This is a genomic window from Halobacteroides halobius DSM 5150 (genome assembly GCF_000328625.1).
In the GTDB taxonomy this organism is placed as follows: domain Bacteria; phylum Bacillota; class Halanaerobiia; order Halobacteroidales; family Halobacteroidaceae; genus Halobacteroides; species Halobacteroides halobius.
Genome location: NC_019978.1, coordinates 2,046,500 through 2,062,969, shown reverse-complemented (window position 1 = coordinate 2,062,969; position 16,470 = coordinate 2,046,500). Strand labels below are relative to the sequence as shown.

Annotated in this window: 18 protein-coding genes and 4 tRNA genes; all 22 read left to right on the top strand. The window is 31.9% G+C overall.

Annotated features, from left to right (window positions below; translation table 11 throughout):
* Positions 1 to 56 precede the first annotated feature (56 nt).
* The 22 genes from HALHA_RS10095 to glpK all read left to right on the top strand — a co-directional run bounded on the left by HALHA_RS10095 (position 57) and on the right by glpK (position 16,432).
* Complete coding sequence (locus HALHA_RS10095; RefSeq protein WP_015327673.1) at positions 57 to 1,322, top strand: cell division FtsA domain-containing protein; 1,266 nt, start codon at positions 57 to 59, stop codon at positions 1,320 to 1,322.
* 18 nt (positions 1,323 to 1,340) lie between these two features.
* Positions 1,341 to 2,855, top strand: a complete 1,515-nt coding sequence (locus HALHA_RS10090; RefSeq protein WP_015327672.1) for a baseplate J/gp47 family protein — start codon at positions 1,341 to 1,343, stop codon at positions 2,853 to 2,855.
* An 8-nt stretch (positions 2,856 to 2,863) separates the two neighbouring features.
* Positions 2,864 to 3,271 carry a Holliday junction resolvase RuvX gene (gene ruvX / locus HALHA_RS10085; RefSeq protein WP_015327671.1) on the top strand — a complete coding sequence of 136 codons (408 nt, stop codon included), beginning with the start codon at positions 2,864 to 2,866 and terminating at the stop codon, positions 3,269 to 3,271.
* A 51-nt stretch (positions 3,272 to 3,322) separates the two neighbouring features.
* Positions 3,323 to 3,592 (top strand): DUF1292 domain-containing protein, encoded by a 270-nt coding sequence (locus HALHA_RS10080; RefSeq protein WP_015327670.1) that lies wholly within the window; start codon positions 3,323 to 3,325, stop codon positions 3,590 to 3,592.
* Positions 3,593 to 3,679: 87 nt separating this feature from the next.
* Positions 3,680 to 3,979 carry a DUF4258 domain-containing protein gene (locus HALHA_RS10075; protein ID WP_015327669.1) on the top strand — a complete coding sequence of 100 codons (300 nt, stop codon included), beginning with the start codon at positions 3,680 to 3,682 and terminating at the stop codon, positions 3,977 to 3,979.
* Positions 3,980 to 4,108: 129 nt separating this feature from the next.
* A complete protein-coding gene (gene mltG, locus HALHA_RS10070) occupies positions 4,109 to 5,113 on the top strand; it encodes an endolytic transglycosylase MltG (protein ID WP_015327668.1) in 1,005 nt (334 codons plus the stop codon).
* A 148-nt stretch (positions 5,114 to 5,261) separates the two neighbouring features.
* Positions 5,262 to 5,909, top strand: a complete 648-nt coding sequence (locus HALHA_RS10065) for an O-methyltransferase (RefSeq protein ID WP_015327667.1) — start codon at positions 5,262 to 5,264, stop codon at positions 5,907 to 5,909.
* Positions 5,909 to 7,138, top strand: coding sequence for a peptidase U32 family protein (locus HALHA_RS10060; RefSeq protein WP_015327666.1), 1,230 nt, complete (start codon positions 5,909 to 5,911; stop codon positions 7,136 to 7,138). Before HALHA_RS10065 ends, HALHA_RS10060 begins: the two co-directional genes overlap by 1 nt.
* Complete coding sequence (gene udk / locus HALHA_RS10055; protein ID WP_015327665.1) at positions 7,135 to 7,770, top strand: uridine kinase; 636 nt, start codon at positions 7,135 to 7,137, stop codon at positions 7,768 to 7,770. The genes HALHA_RS10060 and udk overlap by 4 nt, the downstream gene beginning before the upstream one ends.
* Positions 7,763 to 7,987, top strand: coding sequence for a DUF4911 domain-containing protein (locus HALHA_RS10050; protein ID WP_015327664.1), 225 nt, complete (start codon positions 7,763 to 7,765; stop codon positions 7,985 to 7,987). Before udk ends, HALHA_RS10050 begins: the two co-directional genes overlap by 8 nt.
* 76 nt (positions 7,988 to 8,063) lie before the next feature.
* Positions 8,064 to 8,759, top strand: coding sequence for an RNA polymerase sporulation sigma factor SigK (gene sigK, locus HALHA_RS10045; RefSeq protein ID WP_015327663.1), 696 nt, complete (start codon positions 8,064 to 8,066; stop codon positions 8,757 to 8,759).
* 147 nt (positions 8,760 to 8,906) lie between these two features.
* The gene (locus tag HALHA_RS10040) at positions 8,907 to 9,098 is read left to right on the top strand and encodes a hypothetical protein (RefSeq protein ID WP_015327662.1); all 192 of its coding nucleotides are present in this window, start codon (positions 8,907 to 8,909) and stop codon (positions 9,096 to 9,098) included.
* A 270-nt stretch (positions 9,099 to 9,368) separates the two neighbouring features.
* Positions 9,369 to 10,559 carry a quaternary amine ABC transporter ATP-binding protein gene (locus HALHA_RS10035; RefSeq protein WP_015327661.1) on the top strand — a complete coding sequence of 397 codons (1,191 nt, stop codon included), beginning with the start codon at positions 9,369 to 9,371 and terminating at the stop codon, positions 10,557 to 10,559.
* A gap of 23 nt (positions 10,560 to 10,582) precedes the next feature.
* Positions 10,583 to 11,530: an ABC transporter substrate-binding protein gene (locus tag HALHA_RS10030; RefSeq protein WP_015327660.1), complete on the top strand. Its 948-nt coding sequence runs from the start codon at positions 10,583 to 10,585 to the stop codon at positions 11,528 to 11,530.
* Between the two features lie 84 nt (positions 11,531 to 11,614).
* On the top strand, positions 11,615 to 12,448 hold the full coding sequence (locus HALHA_RS10025) for an ABC transporter permease (RefSeq protein ID WP_015327659.1): 834 nt from the start codon (positions 11,615 to 11,617) through the stop codon (positions 12,446 to 12,448).
* Positions 12,449 to 12,570: 122 nt separating this feature from the next.
* A tRNA-Lys gene (locus HALHA_RS10020) sits at positions 12,571 to 12,646 on the top strand.
* Position 12,647: 1 nt separating this feature from the next.
* Positions 12,648 to 12,723: transfer RNA gene (locus tag HALHA_RS10015), tRNA-Cys, on the top strand.
* A 1-nt stretch (position 12,724) separates the two neighbouring features.
* Positions 12,725 to 12,812 (top strand) — tRNA-Leu (locus tag HALHA_RS10010).
* Between the two features lie 75 nt (positions 12,813 to 12,887).
* Positions 12,888 to 12,975 (top strand) — tRNA-Leu (locus tag HALHA_RS10005).
* 204 nt (positions 12,976 to 13,179) lie between these two features.
* Positions 13,180 to 13,749: a glycerol-3-phosphate responsive antiterminator gene (locus tag HALHA_RS10000; protein ID WP_015327658.1), complete on the top strand. Its 570-nt coding sequence runs from the start codon at positions 13,180 to 13,182 to the stop codon at positions 13,747 to 13,749.
* Between the two features lie 350 nt (positions 13,750 to 14,099).
* The gene (locus HALHA_RS09995) at positions 14,100 to 14,900 is read left to right on the top strand and encodes an MIP/aquaporin family protein (RefSeq protein WP_015327657.1); all 801 of its coding nucleotides are present in this window, start codon (positions 14,100 to 14,102) and stop codon (positions 14,898 to 14,900) included.
* Between the two features lie 38 nt (positions 14,901 to 14,938).
* Positions 14,939 to 16,432 (top strand): glycerol kinase GlpK, encoded by a 1,494-nt coding sequence (gene glpK, locus HALHA_RS09990; RefSeq protein ID WP_015327656.1) that lies wholly within the window; start codon positions 14,939 to 14,941, stop codon positions 16,430 to 16,432.
* Positions 16,433 to 16,470: the final 38 nt, after the last annotated feature.

Sequence of the window (16,470 nt, the reverse complement as noted above, 5' to 3'; positions counted from 1 at the left end):
TCCCTGCTGAAAAGAAGGAAAATATTGTTTTATGGATAATTTTGTAATAGCAGGGGGTGTTAAACATTTTATCCATATTAAATAATGTTTTTAATAAGTCAGATTCTGAAGATTATCAATATCGAATTGCCTTGGATATAGGAACAGAGTATGTTAAAGCAGTAGTAGTTAAGTTTGATGAGCAATATATTTGTGAGATAATAGGTTATGGACGAGTACAGCAGTCTTATTCTAATATGGATGGAGGAGCAGTTTCTAATATTGAGGATGTAATAAAAAAGAGTTATGAAGCAATTGAAGAAGCTACAGAGATGGCAGAGGTAGAGCCAGAAGAAATTGTGATTGGTATTGCTGGTGAATTTGTTAAAGGAGATGTAACTACTTTAAATCATAAACGCTTGTTTTCTAAAAGAAAGCTTAAAAGAAAAGAATTAGATAATTTGGCCCAAGAAACCCAAAAAAAGGCTCTTAATCAAGCTAGAGAAGAGTTATTAGCAGATACAGGGTTGGATAATGTCAAAGTACAATTGATTAATTCATCGATTGTTGAAATCAAGCTTGATGGTTATAAAATCACAAATCCGGAAGAATTTCAAGGGAAGAATTTAGAATTAACAGCATTTAATACTTTTGCTCCGCTGGTTCATATTGGAGCTTTAGAAACAATAGCTGATAGATTAGGTTATAAATTAGTTGGAATAATTGCGGAACCATTTGCAATTGCTAAAAGTATTATGAGTAATGAGGCATATGAGTTTGGGGCTATAGTTATTGATATTGGTGGAGGGACAACTGATATTGCTTTAATTCGAAATGGTGGTATTGAAGGAACAAAGATGTTTAGTTTAGCTGGACGAGCTTTTACAAAAACTTTAGCTAGGGAGTTTAATCTCTCTTTACAAAAAGCAGAAGAATTAAAGATAGCTTATTCAACTGGAAAGTTAAATGAAACAGAAGAAATAGACAAATTATTAAAGAGTGACCTTAATTTATTATATGAAGGAATAGAAGTAGCCTTAGATAAGTTGGCCCAGTCAGAGGCTTTACCCCAAAAAATATATTTATGTGGTGGAGGAAGTTCTTTAAATGGTTTATTTGATGGGATTCAAAAACGTAGAATGTATGAGAATCTTCCGTTTTTTAGAAAACCTGATATTAAATTGTTATCTGCAGAGGATATAACTGGAGTTAAAGATAGGATAGGAAGACTAACAGGAGCTGAGAATGTAACCCCTAAAAGTTTGGCTTTACAGGCTACAATGATCCAAGAGGTATATGAACGAAATATATGGGATAAGTTATCAGTTAATATAGGCAGATAAGAATGGAGGTGATTAATCTTGCAAGACTATAATAAAATCTATATAGACCCTGATGAACCACTTAGCTCTTTATTAGAAAGGATTAAATCAGATCCTAAAGATAAAATAGTGATTATTATTCATCATAAGTCACCTATTTTTAGTGGACAAATTAATATTGAGTTGATTAAATCTCATGCTCAAAAAGAGGAAAAAGAGTTAATATTTATAACTGATATAGAAAAAATTAAGAATTTATTGGTTGAAGTAGGATTTTTAGTATATTCCTCTCTGGAAGAATTTGAAGTTCAAACAGGAAGTCAGATAGAGGTTGCAGCAACTCAAGAACAAGCAGCTATAGTTGCTGTAGAGGACCAACCTTCAAATAATTCTAGATCAAAATCAAGCGTTTTTGGTAAACTTGCTCTTATATTTATCTTAATAATAGTAGCAGCTGGAGTTTGGTTTTATTTTACTATTCCTTTAATTACGATAGACCTTGTTCCTGTTTTAGAAAAGAAGCCAATATCTATTCAAGTTAAAGGATTAAAAAGATTGGAAAATATTAATTATCAATCTAAAATGATTCCTTTAATAAAAAAGCAAGTTAAGCTAAAGGAGCAAATAAAAGTTAAGGCTACGGGACATAAAGAGATAGGAGTTAGTAAAGCAACTGGTTTTTTAGCTTTAATTAATGACCAACGACGGAAGATTACTATTCCTCAAGGAACAAAAGTAGCTACTAGAAATGGAGTTCAATTTAGAACACTAGAAGAAGTAACAGTACCTAGTGCTAAGGTAAATAAGTTTATGGAGATGGTAGTAGGAGTAAAAGCAGGAAGAGCAGAAGTTAATATTGAAGCTATACATAAAGGAGAAGTAGGGAATGTTAGTAAAGCTAGAATCGTTCAATTTGTTAATAATTCCTACCCAGTTAAGATTATTAATCCAGAATCTACTACTGGAGGAGAAAATAGTATAGTTAAAGTTATCACTCACCAAGATATTAAGCGCGGATTAAAAAAAGCTAAAAGTGTGTTATTAAAGAAAGCACGCCAACGAATAAGTAATCTGTTTCCAGCAACAGTAATTTGTTTTAAAGATGATATTCAATTTAGTGAAACGATATTAAATCACAAACTAAAAGTGGGAGATATAGCTAAGCAATTAGCGATCACAGGTAGTATTAAAGCTACAAGTTTTGCGGTAAAAAAGGAGGGGTTAACTGCTTTAGTTTTTAAATCATATAAAGAGAGTTTAAGAGATGATTTTAAATTAAAGTCTCCTGAAATTACTATTCAAAGATTAGAATTGACTCAAATAAGCCCCCAAGAAATTAAGCTTAATATTAAAGCTAGAGGACAAATTATTGGTAAAATAGATAAGAAAGAGATTATAGAAAGAATTATCGGGAAAAGAGTTAAAATTGCTAAAGAAATTTTAAATAATAAGCCAGAATTATCAACTTATCAAATTAAACCAGCTAACCAAGTTAATCTGCCCCAGTTTAGATTTGCATTTAATGTGGTTATTAAAGAACCAGTTAAGGAGTGAGTTTGATTATGAGGATTATGGGTTTAGATGTAGGAGATAAAAGAACAGGAGTTGCAGTAAGTGACCCGTTAGGATGGACAGCTCAAGGAAAGACTATAGTTGAAGAAGAATCCAGCCAAGAAAAGTTAGATTATATAGCGTCACTAATAGATAAATATAATGTGGAGAAAGTAGTAGTAGGCCTTCCTAAAAATATGAACGGAACTATAGGGCCCAGAGCTCAAAAAGTATTATCATTTGTAGATAAACTAAAAGAAACCATTGATCTCCCTGTTATAACCTGGGATGAACGCTTATCTACTAAAGCAGCAGAAAAGACTTTAATAGATGCAGATTTAAGTCGAAAAAAGAGAAAGAAAGTTATTGACAAAATGGCTGCTGTAGTAATTTTACAAAATTATTTAGATAGTTTATAATTTGTGCATAGAAACTATAATTATTTTAATAATAAGTAAGAGGTGATAGTAATGGCAAAAGAAGAAGGAATAATTAAATTAATTAATGAAGAAGATGGAATAGTTATTTTAGAAGAGGCTAATGGTAAAAAAAGAAGATTTGAGGTAGTAACTAGTTTAGATGTAGATAATACTACTTATCTGATTTTAATGGATGAAGATGAAGAAGTAGGAGAAGGATATGCCTTAAAGACAGTAAAAGATAAGGAAGGAAATAAAGCTTATCGTCCAGTTGTAGATGAAGAAGAATTAGTTAAACTACAGAAAGAACTGGAAGAGTAATCTTTAAATGTTACCCCCTATTTAGTATATAAAATCTGTATTTAGTCAATACTTTTAATAAGAACATAGAATTTAGGGGGGCTTGATATGTTATTATCGGAATTTATGTTAAATGGGAAGTGTTTTCGAGTTGAAGGTACAACCCATGCCTTAGAAAGAATGAAAGAACGTGAAGTTGATGAGGAATTAGTAGCTGCAATTGTTTTAAGCTTAGACCATAAGTTGTTAGAGTATAATAATACAGGAGAAGAAGTGGCTATTATAGATCAAGAGCATAACCTGGCTATAATTATTGAAGTGAGGGAGTTTAAGGCAGTTGTGATTACAGTAATTAATAAGGCTAATATACATATTAAGGATGGCACAAAACTAGAAGAAATAGCATAAAGAAAGCAGCTTGGAATATATTCCAAGCTGCTTTCTTTATTGATTTGCATTTGCTAAATATAATAATATCAATTATAATAGAGAAGGTAATCTTTAAAATATAATACGTTTAAAAGGGGTTGTAAGAGTATGGCCATTAATAAATGGTTAAAAAAATCTACCATTTGGCTGCTTACGATTATAATTGGCATTGGAGTATTTTATTTTAGCTATCAATTATTTAAACCAAGAAATGAGAATAAGATGAGTGCACAAGTTATAGCTATTAAATCAGGGACCTCTTTAAATGAAATAACAAATGATTTATACGAGGAAAGTATAATTAGAAGTCCTTTGTTCTTTGAATTGTATTTAAGAATTAGAGGGCTAACAACAGAAATTAAAGCTGGGCACTATAGGTTAACTTCTAAAATGTCTATGCTAGATATCATTGATAAGTTAATTAAAGGAAAGACAGCTTTTTATGAATTCACTGTTCCAGAGGGAATGACAGTAAAGGAGATTGCTACTAAATTAAGCAATTATGGTTTTAACTCCAAAGATTTTTTAAAAATAGTAAAAAAGAAGAAGTTAAAGTGGTTACCTGAGAGGTCAAAAGTAAATTATAATTTAGAAGGATTTTTATTTCCGGCGACTTATTATCTTTCTTATGATAGTTTTGAAAAAGATGTTGTGAAAAAGATGTTAGAAGAATTTAAGGAAAGGATAAATCCTTTACAAATGGAAGTTAAAAAGAGTGATTATAATCTGTATCAGATTATAACGATTGCTTCTTTAATTCAAGCTGAAGCTAAATTAGAGGAAGAAATGAATTTAATCTCTAGTGTAATTTATAATCGTCTTAAAAGAGGTATGAAATTACAATTAGATGCTACTGTACAATATGCATTAGACAAGCATAAAAGCAAATTGTTTTACAGTGATTTGGAAGTTGATTCTCCTTATAACACTTATAAAAATTACGGTTTGCCACCTGGGCCAATTAATAATCCCGGAATAAAGGCGATTAAAGCAGCATTAAATCCAGCTAAGACAGATTATTTGTACTATGTAGCCACTGAAGATGGCAAACATAAGTTTACTAAGACTTATAAAGCCCATCTTCGAGTCCAAAAGGAATTAAAAGATAAGTGATAAGGGAATATTAGATATAACTTAAGTGTGTCAGTAGTGAGGGATATTTATTAACTCATTACTGGCACTAATGTATTAAGCTTTGGTTGTAATATTTATTTTTAAATAGTTAAAAATAAGTATTAAGGTACTACTAAGGAGGAATTCAATGAGTAATATAGTTCAAGATTGGATTATTGATTATTTACGAGAAAAACAATCTTCTGTATCTGATGAAATAAAAGAGGTAGAAGAAGTAGCTGTAGAAAAAAACATCCCTATTATTGAACCGGAAGTAGGGAATTTATTACAATTGTTAATTAAAATTCATAGACCACAAAGAGTTTTAGAATTGGGGACAGCAATTGGATATTCTACTCTCTGGTTAGCTGAAGATTATTCTGGAGAAATAGTAACTATTGAGTTAAAAGAACGTGATGCTAAAATAGCACGTAAATTTTTTCAATCTTTTAATTGTGATAATATTGAATTATTGGTTGGGGATGCTTTAGAGCTTATGCCTAAGTTAGAAGGAAAGTTTGATTTAATATTTATTGATGCTGCTAAGGGCCAATATATGAACTTTTTAGAAGAAGGAATGAAGTTATTAACTGATGGTGGTTTAATTGTGGCAGATGATGTTTTGTTTAAAGGGATGATTGCAGATGATCGATTTTACCATCCCCGGTATAATACCTTAACTAAGAGGTTACGAGAATATGTAACTACAGTAATGGATGATAAACGACTTAGTTCAACAATAATTCCTTTAGGAGATGGTGTAGCAATTAGTGTGAAGAAGGAGGAGAATGAATAATGAAAATGCCTGAATTATTAGCTCCAGCAGGGAGTTTAGAGAAATTAAAAGTAGCTGTTCAGTATGGAGCAGATGCTGTTTATTTGGGTGGACAACACTATGGTTTACGGGCCAAAGCTAAAAACTTTTCTTTAGAGCAAATTAAAGAAGGAGTAAAATATGCTCATCAGCGAGGAGCTAAAGTTTATGTAACTGTGAATTTAATTCCTCATAATGAAGATTTAGTAGGGTTGGATGAGTATATTAAAGAATTAGCTAAGTTAGATATTGATGCAGTAATTGTAGCAGACCCAGGAGTCTTTTCTATTGTGCAGGATATAGCACCTGAATTAGATATACATATTAGTACCCAAGCAAATAATACCAATTGGAGTACAGTTTCATTTTGGAAGAAGCAAGGGGCTAGCAGAGTTATCTTGGCCCGAGAGTTATCATTAGAAGAAATAAGTCAGATTAGAGAGCAAGTCAATATTTCGTTAGAAGCTTTTATTCATGGAGCAATGTGTATTTCTTATTCTGGGCGATGTTTACTTAGTAACTATATGATTAATCGTGATGCTAACCGGGGAGAATGTGCTCATTCATGCCGCTGGAAATATACTCTAATGGAAGAGAAACGACCTGGAGAATACTATCCGGTTTATGAAGACGACCAAGGAACTTATATTTTTAATTCTAAGGATTTATGTATGATAAGAAATATTCCTGAACTTGTTAAATCTGGACTAAATAGTTTTAAGATTGAAGGTCGGATGAAAAGTTTACATTATGTAGCTACAGTAACCAATGTATATCGTCGAGCTTTAGATGCTTATGCAAAAGACCCTAAGCAATTTAAATTTAAAGAAGAGTGGTGGACTGAACTTAAAAAGGTTAGTCATAGATTATATACCACAGGTTTTTATTTTGGAGAGCCTGGTGGTAGTGAACAAAACTATGATGGTTCAGGATATTCCCGCAATTATGATTTTATGGGGATTATTAGAGACTATTTACCAGATAGTAAAGAAGCAGTAATTGAAGTTAGAACTAAGTTTTTCCAAGGAGATGTAGTTGAAATTTTTGGCCCTAAGACAGATACTTTTTCTACTAAAATAGATTATATTATAAATGAAGAGGGAGAGAGAATATCCAATGCTCCTCATCCGCACCAATTAATTACAGTAAAAGTAGAACAACCAGTTAAAGAATATGATTTAGTAAGGCGTAAAAAGGGGGATGTACAATGAGCAAGCCAGTTTTAATAGGCATTACAGGAGGTACTGGATCTGGTAAAACCACTGTAGCTAACACGATTATAGAAGAGTTAGGCGATGATAATATTTCGATGATTCAGCAAGATTCCTATTATAAGAATCAGGATCATTTAGATTTTGAAGAGAGAAAAAATACTAATTATGACCATCCTTTTGCTTTTGATACTGATTTATTATTAGAGCATCTTAAACAATTACTAGCTGGAGAGTCAATTAATAAGCCAGTTTATAGTTTTAAGCGTCATACTCGAACCGATAAGATAATACCAGTTAAATCCAAAGAAGTAATTATTTTAGAAGGAATTTTAATTTTAGAAAATGAAGCTATTAGAGATCTATTAGATATTAAAGTTTATGTTGATACAGATAATGATGTAAGGTTTATTAGACGATTATTAAGAGACATAGAAGAAAGAGAACGGACTATGAATTCTGTAGTTAATCAGTATCTTGATGTGGTAAGACCGATGCATCAGCAATTTGTTGAACCAACTAAAAAGTATGCTGATGTAATCATTCCTGAAGGAGGCTATAATAAGGTAGCTGTTGATTTATTAGTTACTAAAATCAAGACATTAATTAAGGAGTTAAATAGTGATGACTAGCACTTCTATAATAAAAATAAAAGTTCCTAAACAAGAATTAGCTTTTATAGATAAAATAATTAAGGCTTACGAAGGGTTAGCAATGGTAACAGTGATAGGTACTGAGGGAGAAATTGGTTTATTGAGATTAGAAGTAACTTCTGGAACAAAAGAAGATATCTTGAAAATAATAAAAGACTTACAGAAAAAGGTTAATCTGGAGATAGTTAAAAAGTAATTAAAATTCTTGGACAGGCACAATTAACTGACTCATCTCATATAGATATAAGTAAGAATTAGGAGGTGACCAGTTTATGGTGCCTATTTTTTTATCTGAAGCAATAGTTAGTTTATTAGATGGGATAATGCTTTTAATATCCTATATTTCTGATGGGACTACTTTTCCTCAACCATTAACTGCTGAAGAAGAGAAGGAATGTTTAAAAAGAATAAAGCAAGGTGATATGGAAGCAAAAAATAAATTAATTGAACATAATATGAGATTAGTAGCTCATATAGTAAAAAAGTATGATGGAGCTAGAGCTGATAGTGAAGATTTAATCTCTATTGGTTCAGTGGGGTTAATTAAAGCAATTGAAAGTTTTGATCCAGATAGAAAGACTAGATTAGCAACCTATGCTGCTCGATGTATAGAAAATGAGATTTTGATGCATTTAAGGAAAACTAAAAAACTAAAAAATGAGAAATTTCTACATGATCCTATTGGATCAGATAAAGAAGGAAATGAAATTAGTTTAATTGATATTTTAGGAACAGATGTAGATATTGTTAGTGAAGAAGTTGAATTAGTTTTAGAACAAGAAAAGTTATACAAAAGATTACAAAACTTAAGTAATAGAGAACGAAAAGTGTTAGAAATGAGATATGGATTGAAGGATGGGAAATCAAAAACCCAACGAGAGATTGCTCAACAATTAGGAATTTCTCGTTCTTATGTTTCAAGAATTGAAAAAAAAGCGGTTAATGAATTGCATAAAATGTTTACTTGATTTTATTTTTGAGAAATAAGATATAAAATGCCTTCTCTAATAGATTAAATTCGGATTTCTTTCACAAGTTTTAAATTTAATGCATATTATAATATAATAGAGAGGTTGTAATTAAAAAATATTAGGTCTATTAGGGGAGGTTAATGTATGACTAAAGAATTATTAACCATAAATCGTTATTTAGAGTTGGATGATTCAGTTCATTTAATAGAGGAATTACGTTATTTTGTAAAACGGGCTAAAGAATTAAACCCAAGGTTAGAGAAATATCAACTTTTTGATATAGGATTTAAACCTAGGCAAAATTTTATATTGGTAAAACTTTATTTTTATTATTAGAATTAATTAAATTTTTAAAAAATTAAAAATCAAAAAAAGGTAAAGAATGTTTGACAAGGCCCAAGAAGTTTCCTATACTTATAATGGTCATAAGGGAGAAAAAATTAAAGTTAACTGATATTGATCTTTGCAATAAATCATTAGGTTTAGTGCAAAGATTTTTTATTTGGTGATAATATCTTTAGTAATAGGGTAAAATATGTGTTAAAGCAGTTAATTGAAGATACATATAATCGTATACAATAATTAATAAAAGCAGGAGGGATATAAGTGGATAGTGTAGAGATTAATAATCTTTCCAAAATTTTCGGGAAGAAACCTGAACAAGGAATTAATTTAACAAAAAAAGGAAAGTCTAAAGATGAAATTTTGGAAGAAACAGGATTAACTGTAGGAGTTAATAATGTTGATTTTGAAATAAAATCCGAAGAAATCTTTGTAATTATGGGGTTATCTGGGAGTGGTAAGTCAACATTATTAAGGTGTTTAAATAGATTAATTGAACCTACAGCAGGGGAAGTAAAAATAGATGGTACCAATTTAATGGATTTAAACAAGCAAGAACTTCGTGAAATTAGAAGAGATAAATTTGGCATGGTATTTCAGAACTTTGCTTTGTTTCCACATAGAACTGTATTAGAAAATACTGAATTTGGGTTAGAAATAAAAGATGTACCTGAAGAAGAAAGAGAGACTAGAGCTAAAGAAGCCTTGACTAAAGTAGGTTTAGATGGTTGGGAAGATAAGAAGCCTGATGAATTAAGTGGGGGAATGCAACAGCGAGTAGGCTTAGCTAGAGCTTTAGCTGTTGATCCTGATATTTTATTAATGGATGAACCATTTAGTGCTTTAGATCCTTTAATTAAACGAGAGATGCAGAATCAATTATTAGACTTATTTGATGAAATGAAGAAGACAATTATCTTCATTACCCATGATTTAGATGAAGCTTTAAAATTAGGAGATAGAATTGCAATCATGAAAGATGGAGAAATAGTTCAAATAGGAAATCATGAAGAAATTTTGACAAATGCTAAGAATGATTATGTAAGAGACTTTGTGCAAGATGTTAATCGTTCTCGCTTATTGACTGCAGAAGATGTTATGGTTGACCCATTATCAGTAGTTTATGTTTATGGGCAGGATGGTCCACGGGCTGCCATGCATAAGATGGAGCATAATGGAATATCTAGTATTTTTGCAGTCAATGAAAATAAAGAATTGGAAGGAATAGTTACAATGGAGGATGCTCTAGAAGCAGTTAAAGATGATAAGGAAGATTTATCTGGACTAGTTAATGAAATAGTAACTGCTAGGCCAGATGAAAATATGGAAGACCTATTTGCTAAAATTGCTGATTTGAACTGTCCTTTACCAGTAGTTAATGAAAATAATAAATTATTGGGGATCATAGTTAAAAGTAGAGTATTAGCTAATTTAGCTGGAGAGGATGTAATTTAAAATACATAAGGGGGAGTTAAATTATGTTTAAGAAAAAAAGTATGATTTTAGTACTTAGTTTAGCTTTAATCTTAACATTATCAGTAGGATGTGCTCAACAAAAAGAAGCACAGAATAAAACAACAAAAAAAGTTACTTTTGGGTATGTAAGTTGGCCCGGAGTAACTGTAAAGACTCATGTAGCCAAGGAAGTTTTAGAATCTTTAGGGTATAAGGTAGATATTAAAAGTATCCCCGAAACAGTTATTTATAAAGGGATGGAAAATGATGAGATTGATGCTTTTTTAGGTAATTGGATGCCAACTATGAAGGTTAATTTCAAGCCATATAGAAAAAAAGGTGTAATTAAGAATATAAAGGTAAACTTAGCAGAGGCACTATATCAGACTGCAGTTCCTAAATATGTTTGGGAAGCAGGAGTTAAGTCTATGGCTGATTTACACAAGTATGCTGAAAAATTTGATAGTAGAATAGTTGGTTTGGAGCCAGGTAATTCTGGGAATTTAGTTATTAAAGAAGCTATAGATAATAACACTTATAAACTAGGAAATTGGAAATTACAAAGTGGTAGTACAGCAGCTATGTTAGCAGCTGTAGATAGAGCAACTAAAACTAAAGAGTGGATTGCTTTTAATGGCTGGAAACCTCATTGGATGAATATTAAGTTTGATCTTAAATACTTAAAAGATCCAAAGGGTATTTGGGGAGCAGCTGATAAGGTTTATACTGCTGCTCGACCAGAACTGGAGAAAAAGATGCCTAACTTTTACAAATTTTTAAAGCAGTTTGAGGTTAGTTCTCAAATGCAAAGTCAATGGATTTTAGAATACCAAAAGAAAGGGCGTCCCCCAGAAAAGGTTGCTACAGAATGGATTAAAAGTAACTTAGATATAGTTAAAGAATGGGTAGCTGGTTTAAAGACAGCAAACGGTAAAGATGCTCTAAAGGCTATTAAAAAAGAATTTAAGTAATTGTTTTAATTTTAAACGGCATTCCACATAAGTTTGGGATGCCGTTAGATTTCTTTTATCAGATAAGGAGGTATTATAAAAATAATGGCAGTAATTGATCTTTTAACGACTAAAATACCAATAGGAAATTGGGTAGAAGCTATAGTAAATTTTATTATCACTAATTTTAGTGGAGTTTTAAATGATTTTTCAAATACAATTCGCACAATAATAAATGGATTTGAAGCTATATTATCTTTTGGGCATCCTTTTTTATTGATTGGGGTTTTAGCATTAATAGCGTGGTTGGTAAAAAGAGATATAGGATTAGTTTCTTTTGTAGTACTTGGTTTATCATTGATTTTAAATTTAGGAATGTGGGAACCATTAGTAATTACAATGGCTTCTATTCTTACTTCAGTATTTGTTTGTTTAATATTAGGGATACCAATTGGTGTTTTAAAAGCTCATAGTAAAATAGTAGATGTTATAACCCGCCCACTACTTGATTTTATGCAGACGATTCCTCCATTTGTGTATTTAATACCAGCTTTGATGTTCTTTGGTTTAGGAAATGTCTCTGGAGTTATAGCTACAGTGGTTTTTGCAATTGCACCACCAATTAGATTAACTTATTTGGGGATAAAGCAGGTTTCTGAGGAACTAAAAGAAGCAGGTAGAGCATTTGGATGTACTCCTTTTGAGATGTTATATAAAGTTGAATTACCAGCGGCTTTACCATCAATTATGATGGGAATCAACCAATGTATTATGCTTTCTTTATCTATGGTAGTAATTGCAGCTATGATTGGTGCCGGTGGATTAGGAAAACCAGTATTAAGGTCTCTATCAACGGTTGATATTGGTTTAGGTTTTGAAGCTGGTTTAGGAGTAGTTGTTTTAGCTATAGTATTAGATCGTTTATTTGGTCGAGATTAATATATAATTTGCAGTAGTATATTGCAATATACTACTGCAAATATTAATTATTTTTGAGTTATTTCTTGACTTTAGTGATAATATATCATACAATAGATAAGCGTGAGATGAGAAAAGAACATGGGCCATTAGCTCAGTTGGAAGAGCACTAGACTTTTAATCTGGGTGTCGGAGGTTCGAGTCCTCCATGGCTCACCATGGTGACATAGCCAAGTTGGTAAGGCAGAGGACTGCAAATCCTCCATTCCCCGGTTCGAGTCCGGGTGTCACCTCCATGCCGGAGTGGCGGAACTGGCAGACGCATCGGACTTAAAATCCGGTGGGCCTTGTGCCCGTGTCGGTTCGAATCCGACCTCCGGCACCATTTTTACAATTTACAATGTATAATTGAAAATTGATAATTATTTTATGGTTTTGAAGTCAATTGTTAATTAAATACGCCGGAGTGGCGGAATTGGCAGACGCATCGGACTTAAAATCCGGTGGGCCTTGTGCCCGTGTCAGTTCGAGTCTGACCTCCGGCACCATTTTAAGAGATTAGGTCTTAAGACCTAATCTCTTTGTTTTTTGAAGTAATAAATAATTAATAGAATGAATTGTAAAATTAGATATAGGATAATAAAGCAGGAGTTTAAAGACTTAGAATGAATTAAGAGATAGAAGGGGTTAATAAATGAAAAATTAGTAATTTGTTAGTTAATTAAAATTAATTAATGAAGGTGGGGTTGATTATGTATATAGAATATATTTTAGAGCAGAAACCAATTATAGCTGCTATTAAGAGTAAAAAAGACTTAAAAAAGTTACCTAAAAATAAAATAGATGTTTTATTTATTTTGCGTAGTAAATTATCTAATTTGGCTGAAATAGTAGCTAAAGCACAGAAATTAGACGTCCTAATCTTTTTACATATTGATATGGTCAAAGGGATTGGTAATGATAAAGAAGCAATTAGATATCTAGCTAGAGAAATAGGGGTTGATGGAGTTATGACGACTAAGAGTTATTTGATAAAAGCTGCTAAAAAAGAAGATTTAATTACTATTCAACGTTTGTTCTTGCTTGATTCTGAATCTTTGAAGACAGGGATTAATATTATTAAAAATAGTAAGCCAGATTTAATAGAAGTTTTACCAGGATTGGTTGTTCCAGAGTTGATTGAAGACTTAAGGGCCAAGACTAAAATCCCAATTATTGCTGGTGGATTAGTAAAAAAGAAGGAACAAGTTGAAGAGATATTAAATTATGATGTACTAGGTATTTCAACTAGTAAAGAAAAGTTATGGAAGCAAGAATTTTGAAATATCAGTTGAAAAAAATTATAATGTATGGTATTATATGTTTATAAAGTAAAATAAAAAATAATTTTTTTGGGAAAGAAAATAGAGAATCCCTATTTAATTATATTAGGCGAAGTATGTCTATATTTGCCTAATATAGTTGAATAGGGGTTTTGTTTTTTTACAAGCTTATAAAATAATAAGAGGTTAATTTATAAATTTAATAAAACTAATTATAAATTATAATGTAAAATAAGTAAAGAGGTTATAAGACTATAAGAGCTTATCTAGTTTAATGTTATTGTTATTAAACTAAAAAGCTCTTATTGTTATTATAAAGTGGTTAAAATTATAAAGGAGGTAATTAAAAAATGAAGCATGATAGTTTAACTGGAGAGTGTATTGCAGAAATAGTTGGAACTGCTATTTTACTTTTTTTCGGCGCTGGAGTAGTTGCTAATTTAGTATTAGTTGGAGCTAATATTGGTTGGTGGGAGCTATGTTTATTATGGGGATTAGGAGTGGCAATGGCAGTTTATATTACTGGGGGAGTTTCTGGAGCTCATATTAATCCGGCTGTGACAGTTGGATTAGCTTCAGTAGGAGATTTTCCTTGGAAAAAAGTAATTCCTTATTGTATTTCGCAAACAGTTGGAGCTTTTATAGGAGCAGGTGGAGCTTATTTTATTTATGCTGAACAATTTACTGAGAAGACTGCAACTAATATGACCATTTTTCATACTATTGCCATGAATAATATCTCTAATCCAAAGGCGATGATGATTGAATTGATTTTAACAATGATATTACTAATGGGAGTAATGGCTATGACTGAACCTTTAAATAGTACAGCACCAAAGGGTTTAGGAGCAGCGATGGCAATTGGTATTTTAGTAGCTGGGATTGGTGGAATAGGAGGTAAACTAACTGGTTTTGCAATTAATCCAGCCAGAGATTTTGGGCCAAAGGTATTTACAGCCTTAGCTGGTTGGGGGTCAACTCCATTTACAGCACATAACTTTTATTTCTGGGTACCAATTGTTGGCCCGTTATTAGGAGGGGTTTTAGGGGCTGTTGTTTATAAGAAGCTTTTAAGAACTTATTTACCAGAAGTATGGAAAAATAAGAGCAAAAATGATGAAATCGAAGCTGGTGAAACTACTAGTGCATAAGTAAAAACTTTACTAAAACTTTTAAGGGGGCCAAAAATATGGATACTTATATTCTATCTATTGACCAAGGGACAACTAGTTCAAGAGCAATTGTATTTGACCGTGATGGTAAAGAGGTTAGTGTAGCCCAAAAAGAATTTACGCAACACTATCCTAAGGCAGGTTGGGTAGAGCATGATGCTAATGAAATTTGGGGGACTACTATTGGGGTAGTAGCAGATGCTTTAGGTAAAGCTGATATTAATCCTAAACAAGTTGAAGGAATAGGTATTACTAATCAACGAGAAACTACGGTTGTGTGGGATGTTGAGACTGGTAAGCCTATTCATAATGCTATTGTTTGGCAAGATAGAAGAACTGCAAGTATCTGTGATGAATTAAAAGAGGAAGGATTAGCAGAAAAGATTCAAGAAAAAACAGGGTTAATAATTGATGCTTATTTCTCTGGAACTAAAATTAAGTGGATTTTAGATAATGTAGAAGGGGCTAGAGAAAGAGCTAAAGAAGGAAAATTAAGATTTGGAACTATAGATAGTTGGTTAATCTGGAAGTTAACAGGTGGTAATGTTCATGTAACAGACTATACAAATGCTTCCCGAACTATGATTTTTAATATACATGATCTTGAGTGGGATGAAGAGTTACTTGATATCTTAGATATTCCAAAATCTATGTTACCAGAAGCAAAATCTAGCAGTGAAGTTTACGGAGAAACAATAGACTATCACTTCTTTGGTGAAAATGTGCCAATAGCTGGTATAGCAGGTGACCAACAGGCTGCTTTATTTGGTCAAGGCTGCTATGAAAAAGGAATGGCTAAAAATACTTACGGAACAGGATGTTTCCTATTAATGAATACAGGGCAAGAAGCAGTTAAATCAGAAAATCAATTATTAACTACTATTGCTGCTAGTGCTGAAAGTCCTAAGTATGCTCTTGAGGGGAGTATCTTTATTGCAGGAGCTGCAATTCAGTGGCTAAGAGATGAGATTGGTTTAATTGAGGAAGCTCCTGATTCAGAGTATTTTGCTACTAAAGTAGATGGCACAGATGGAGTTTATGTAGTACCAGCCTTTACTGGTTTGGGGGCGCCTTATTGGGATATGTATGCTAGAGGAACTATTGTAGGTTTAACAAGAGGAACTAATAAGGATCATATAATTAGAGCTACGTTGGAGTCTTTAGCTTATCAAACTAGAGATGTATTACAAGCAATGGAAGCTGATTCAGGTATTAATCTTAAAGAATTGAAAGTTGATGGGGGAGCGGTAGCTAATAATTTCTTAATGCAATTTCAGGCAGATATTTTAGGTACACCTGTAGAAAGACCAAAGTATACTGAAACTACGGCTTTAGGTGCTGCATATTTAGCTGGATTAGCAGTTGGGTATTGGGATAGTAAAGAAGAAGTATTAGAGAAACGAAGAATAGATAAGACATTTAGTCCCGACATGAATGAAACTAAAAAAGAAGAACTTTATTCTGGCTGGCAAAAGGCTGTTGGAAGATCAAAAGATTGGGCAGAAGAGTAGGTTAATAACAAGTTGATTAAAAATTATGAAAATAAAGA

Excerpts from the sequence above, each read along its gene's own strand:
- ruvX (WP_015327671.1), top strand. The coding sequence starts at position 2,864 with ATGAGGATTATGGGTTTAGATGTAGGAGATAAAAGAACAGGAGTTGCA.
- HALHA_RS10080 (WP_015327670.1), top strand. The coding sequence starts at position 3,323 with ATGGCAAAAGAAGAAGGAATAATTAAATTAATTAATGAAGAAGATGGA.
- HALHA_RS10075 (WP_015327669.1), top strand. The coding sequence starts at position 3,680 with ATGTTATTATCGGAATTTATGTTAAATGGGAAGTGTTTTCGAGTTGAA.
- mltG (WP_015327668.1), top strand. The coding sequence starts at position 4,109 with ATGGCCATTAATAAATGGTTAAAAAAATCTACCATTTGGCTGCTTACG.
- HALHA_RS10065 (WP_015327667.1), top strand. The coding sequence starts at position 5,262 with ATGAGTAATATAGTTCAAGATTGGATTATTGATTATTTACGAGAAAAA.
- HALHA_RS10060 (WP_015327666.1), top strand. The coding sequence starts at position 5,909 with ATGAAAATGCCTGAATTATTAGCTCCAGCAGGGAGTTTAGAGAAATTA.
- udk (WP_015327665.1), top strand. The coding sequence starts at position 7,135 with ATGAGCAAGCCAGTTTTAATAGGCATTACAGGAGGTACTGGATCTGGT.
- HALHA_RS10050 (WP_015327664.1), top strand. The coding sequence starts at position 7,763 with ATGACTAGCACTTCTATAATAAAAATAAAAGTTCCTAAACAAGAATTA.
- sigK (WP_015327663.1), top strand. The coding sequence starts at position 8,064 with ATGGTGCCTATTTTTTTATCTGAAGCAATAGTTAGTTTATTAGATGGG.
- HALHA_RS10040 (WP_015327662.1), top strand. The coding sequence starts at position 8,907 with ATGACTAAAGAATTATTAACCATAAATCGTTATTTAGAGTTGGATGAT.
- HALHA_RS10030 (WP_015327660.1), top strand. The coding sequence starts at position 10,583 with ATGTTTAAGAAAAAAAGTATGATTTTAGTACTTAGTTTAGCTTTAATC.
- HALHA_RS10025 (WP_015327659.1), top strand. The coding sequence starts at position 11,615 with ATGGCAGTAATTGATCTTTTAACGACTAAAATACCAATAGGAAATTGG.
- HALHA_RS10000 (WP_015327658.1), top strand. The coding sequence starts at position 13,180 with ATGTATATAGAATATATTTTAGAGCAGAAACCAATTATAGCTGCTATT.
- HALHA_RS09995 (WP_015327657.1), top strand. The coding sequence starts at position 14,100 with ATGAAGCATGATAGTTTAACTGGAGAGTGTATTGCAGAAATAGTTGGA.
- glpK (WP_015327656.1), top strand. The coding sequence starts at position 14,939 with ATGGATACTTATATTCTATCTATTGACCAAGGGACAACTAGTTCAAGA.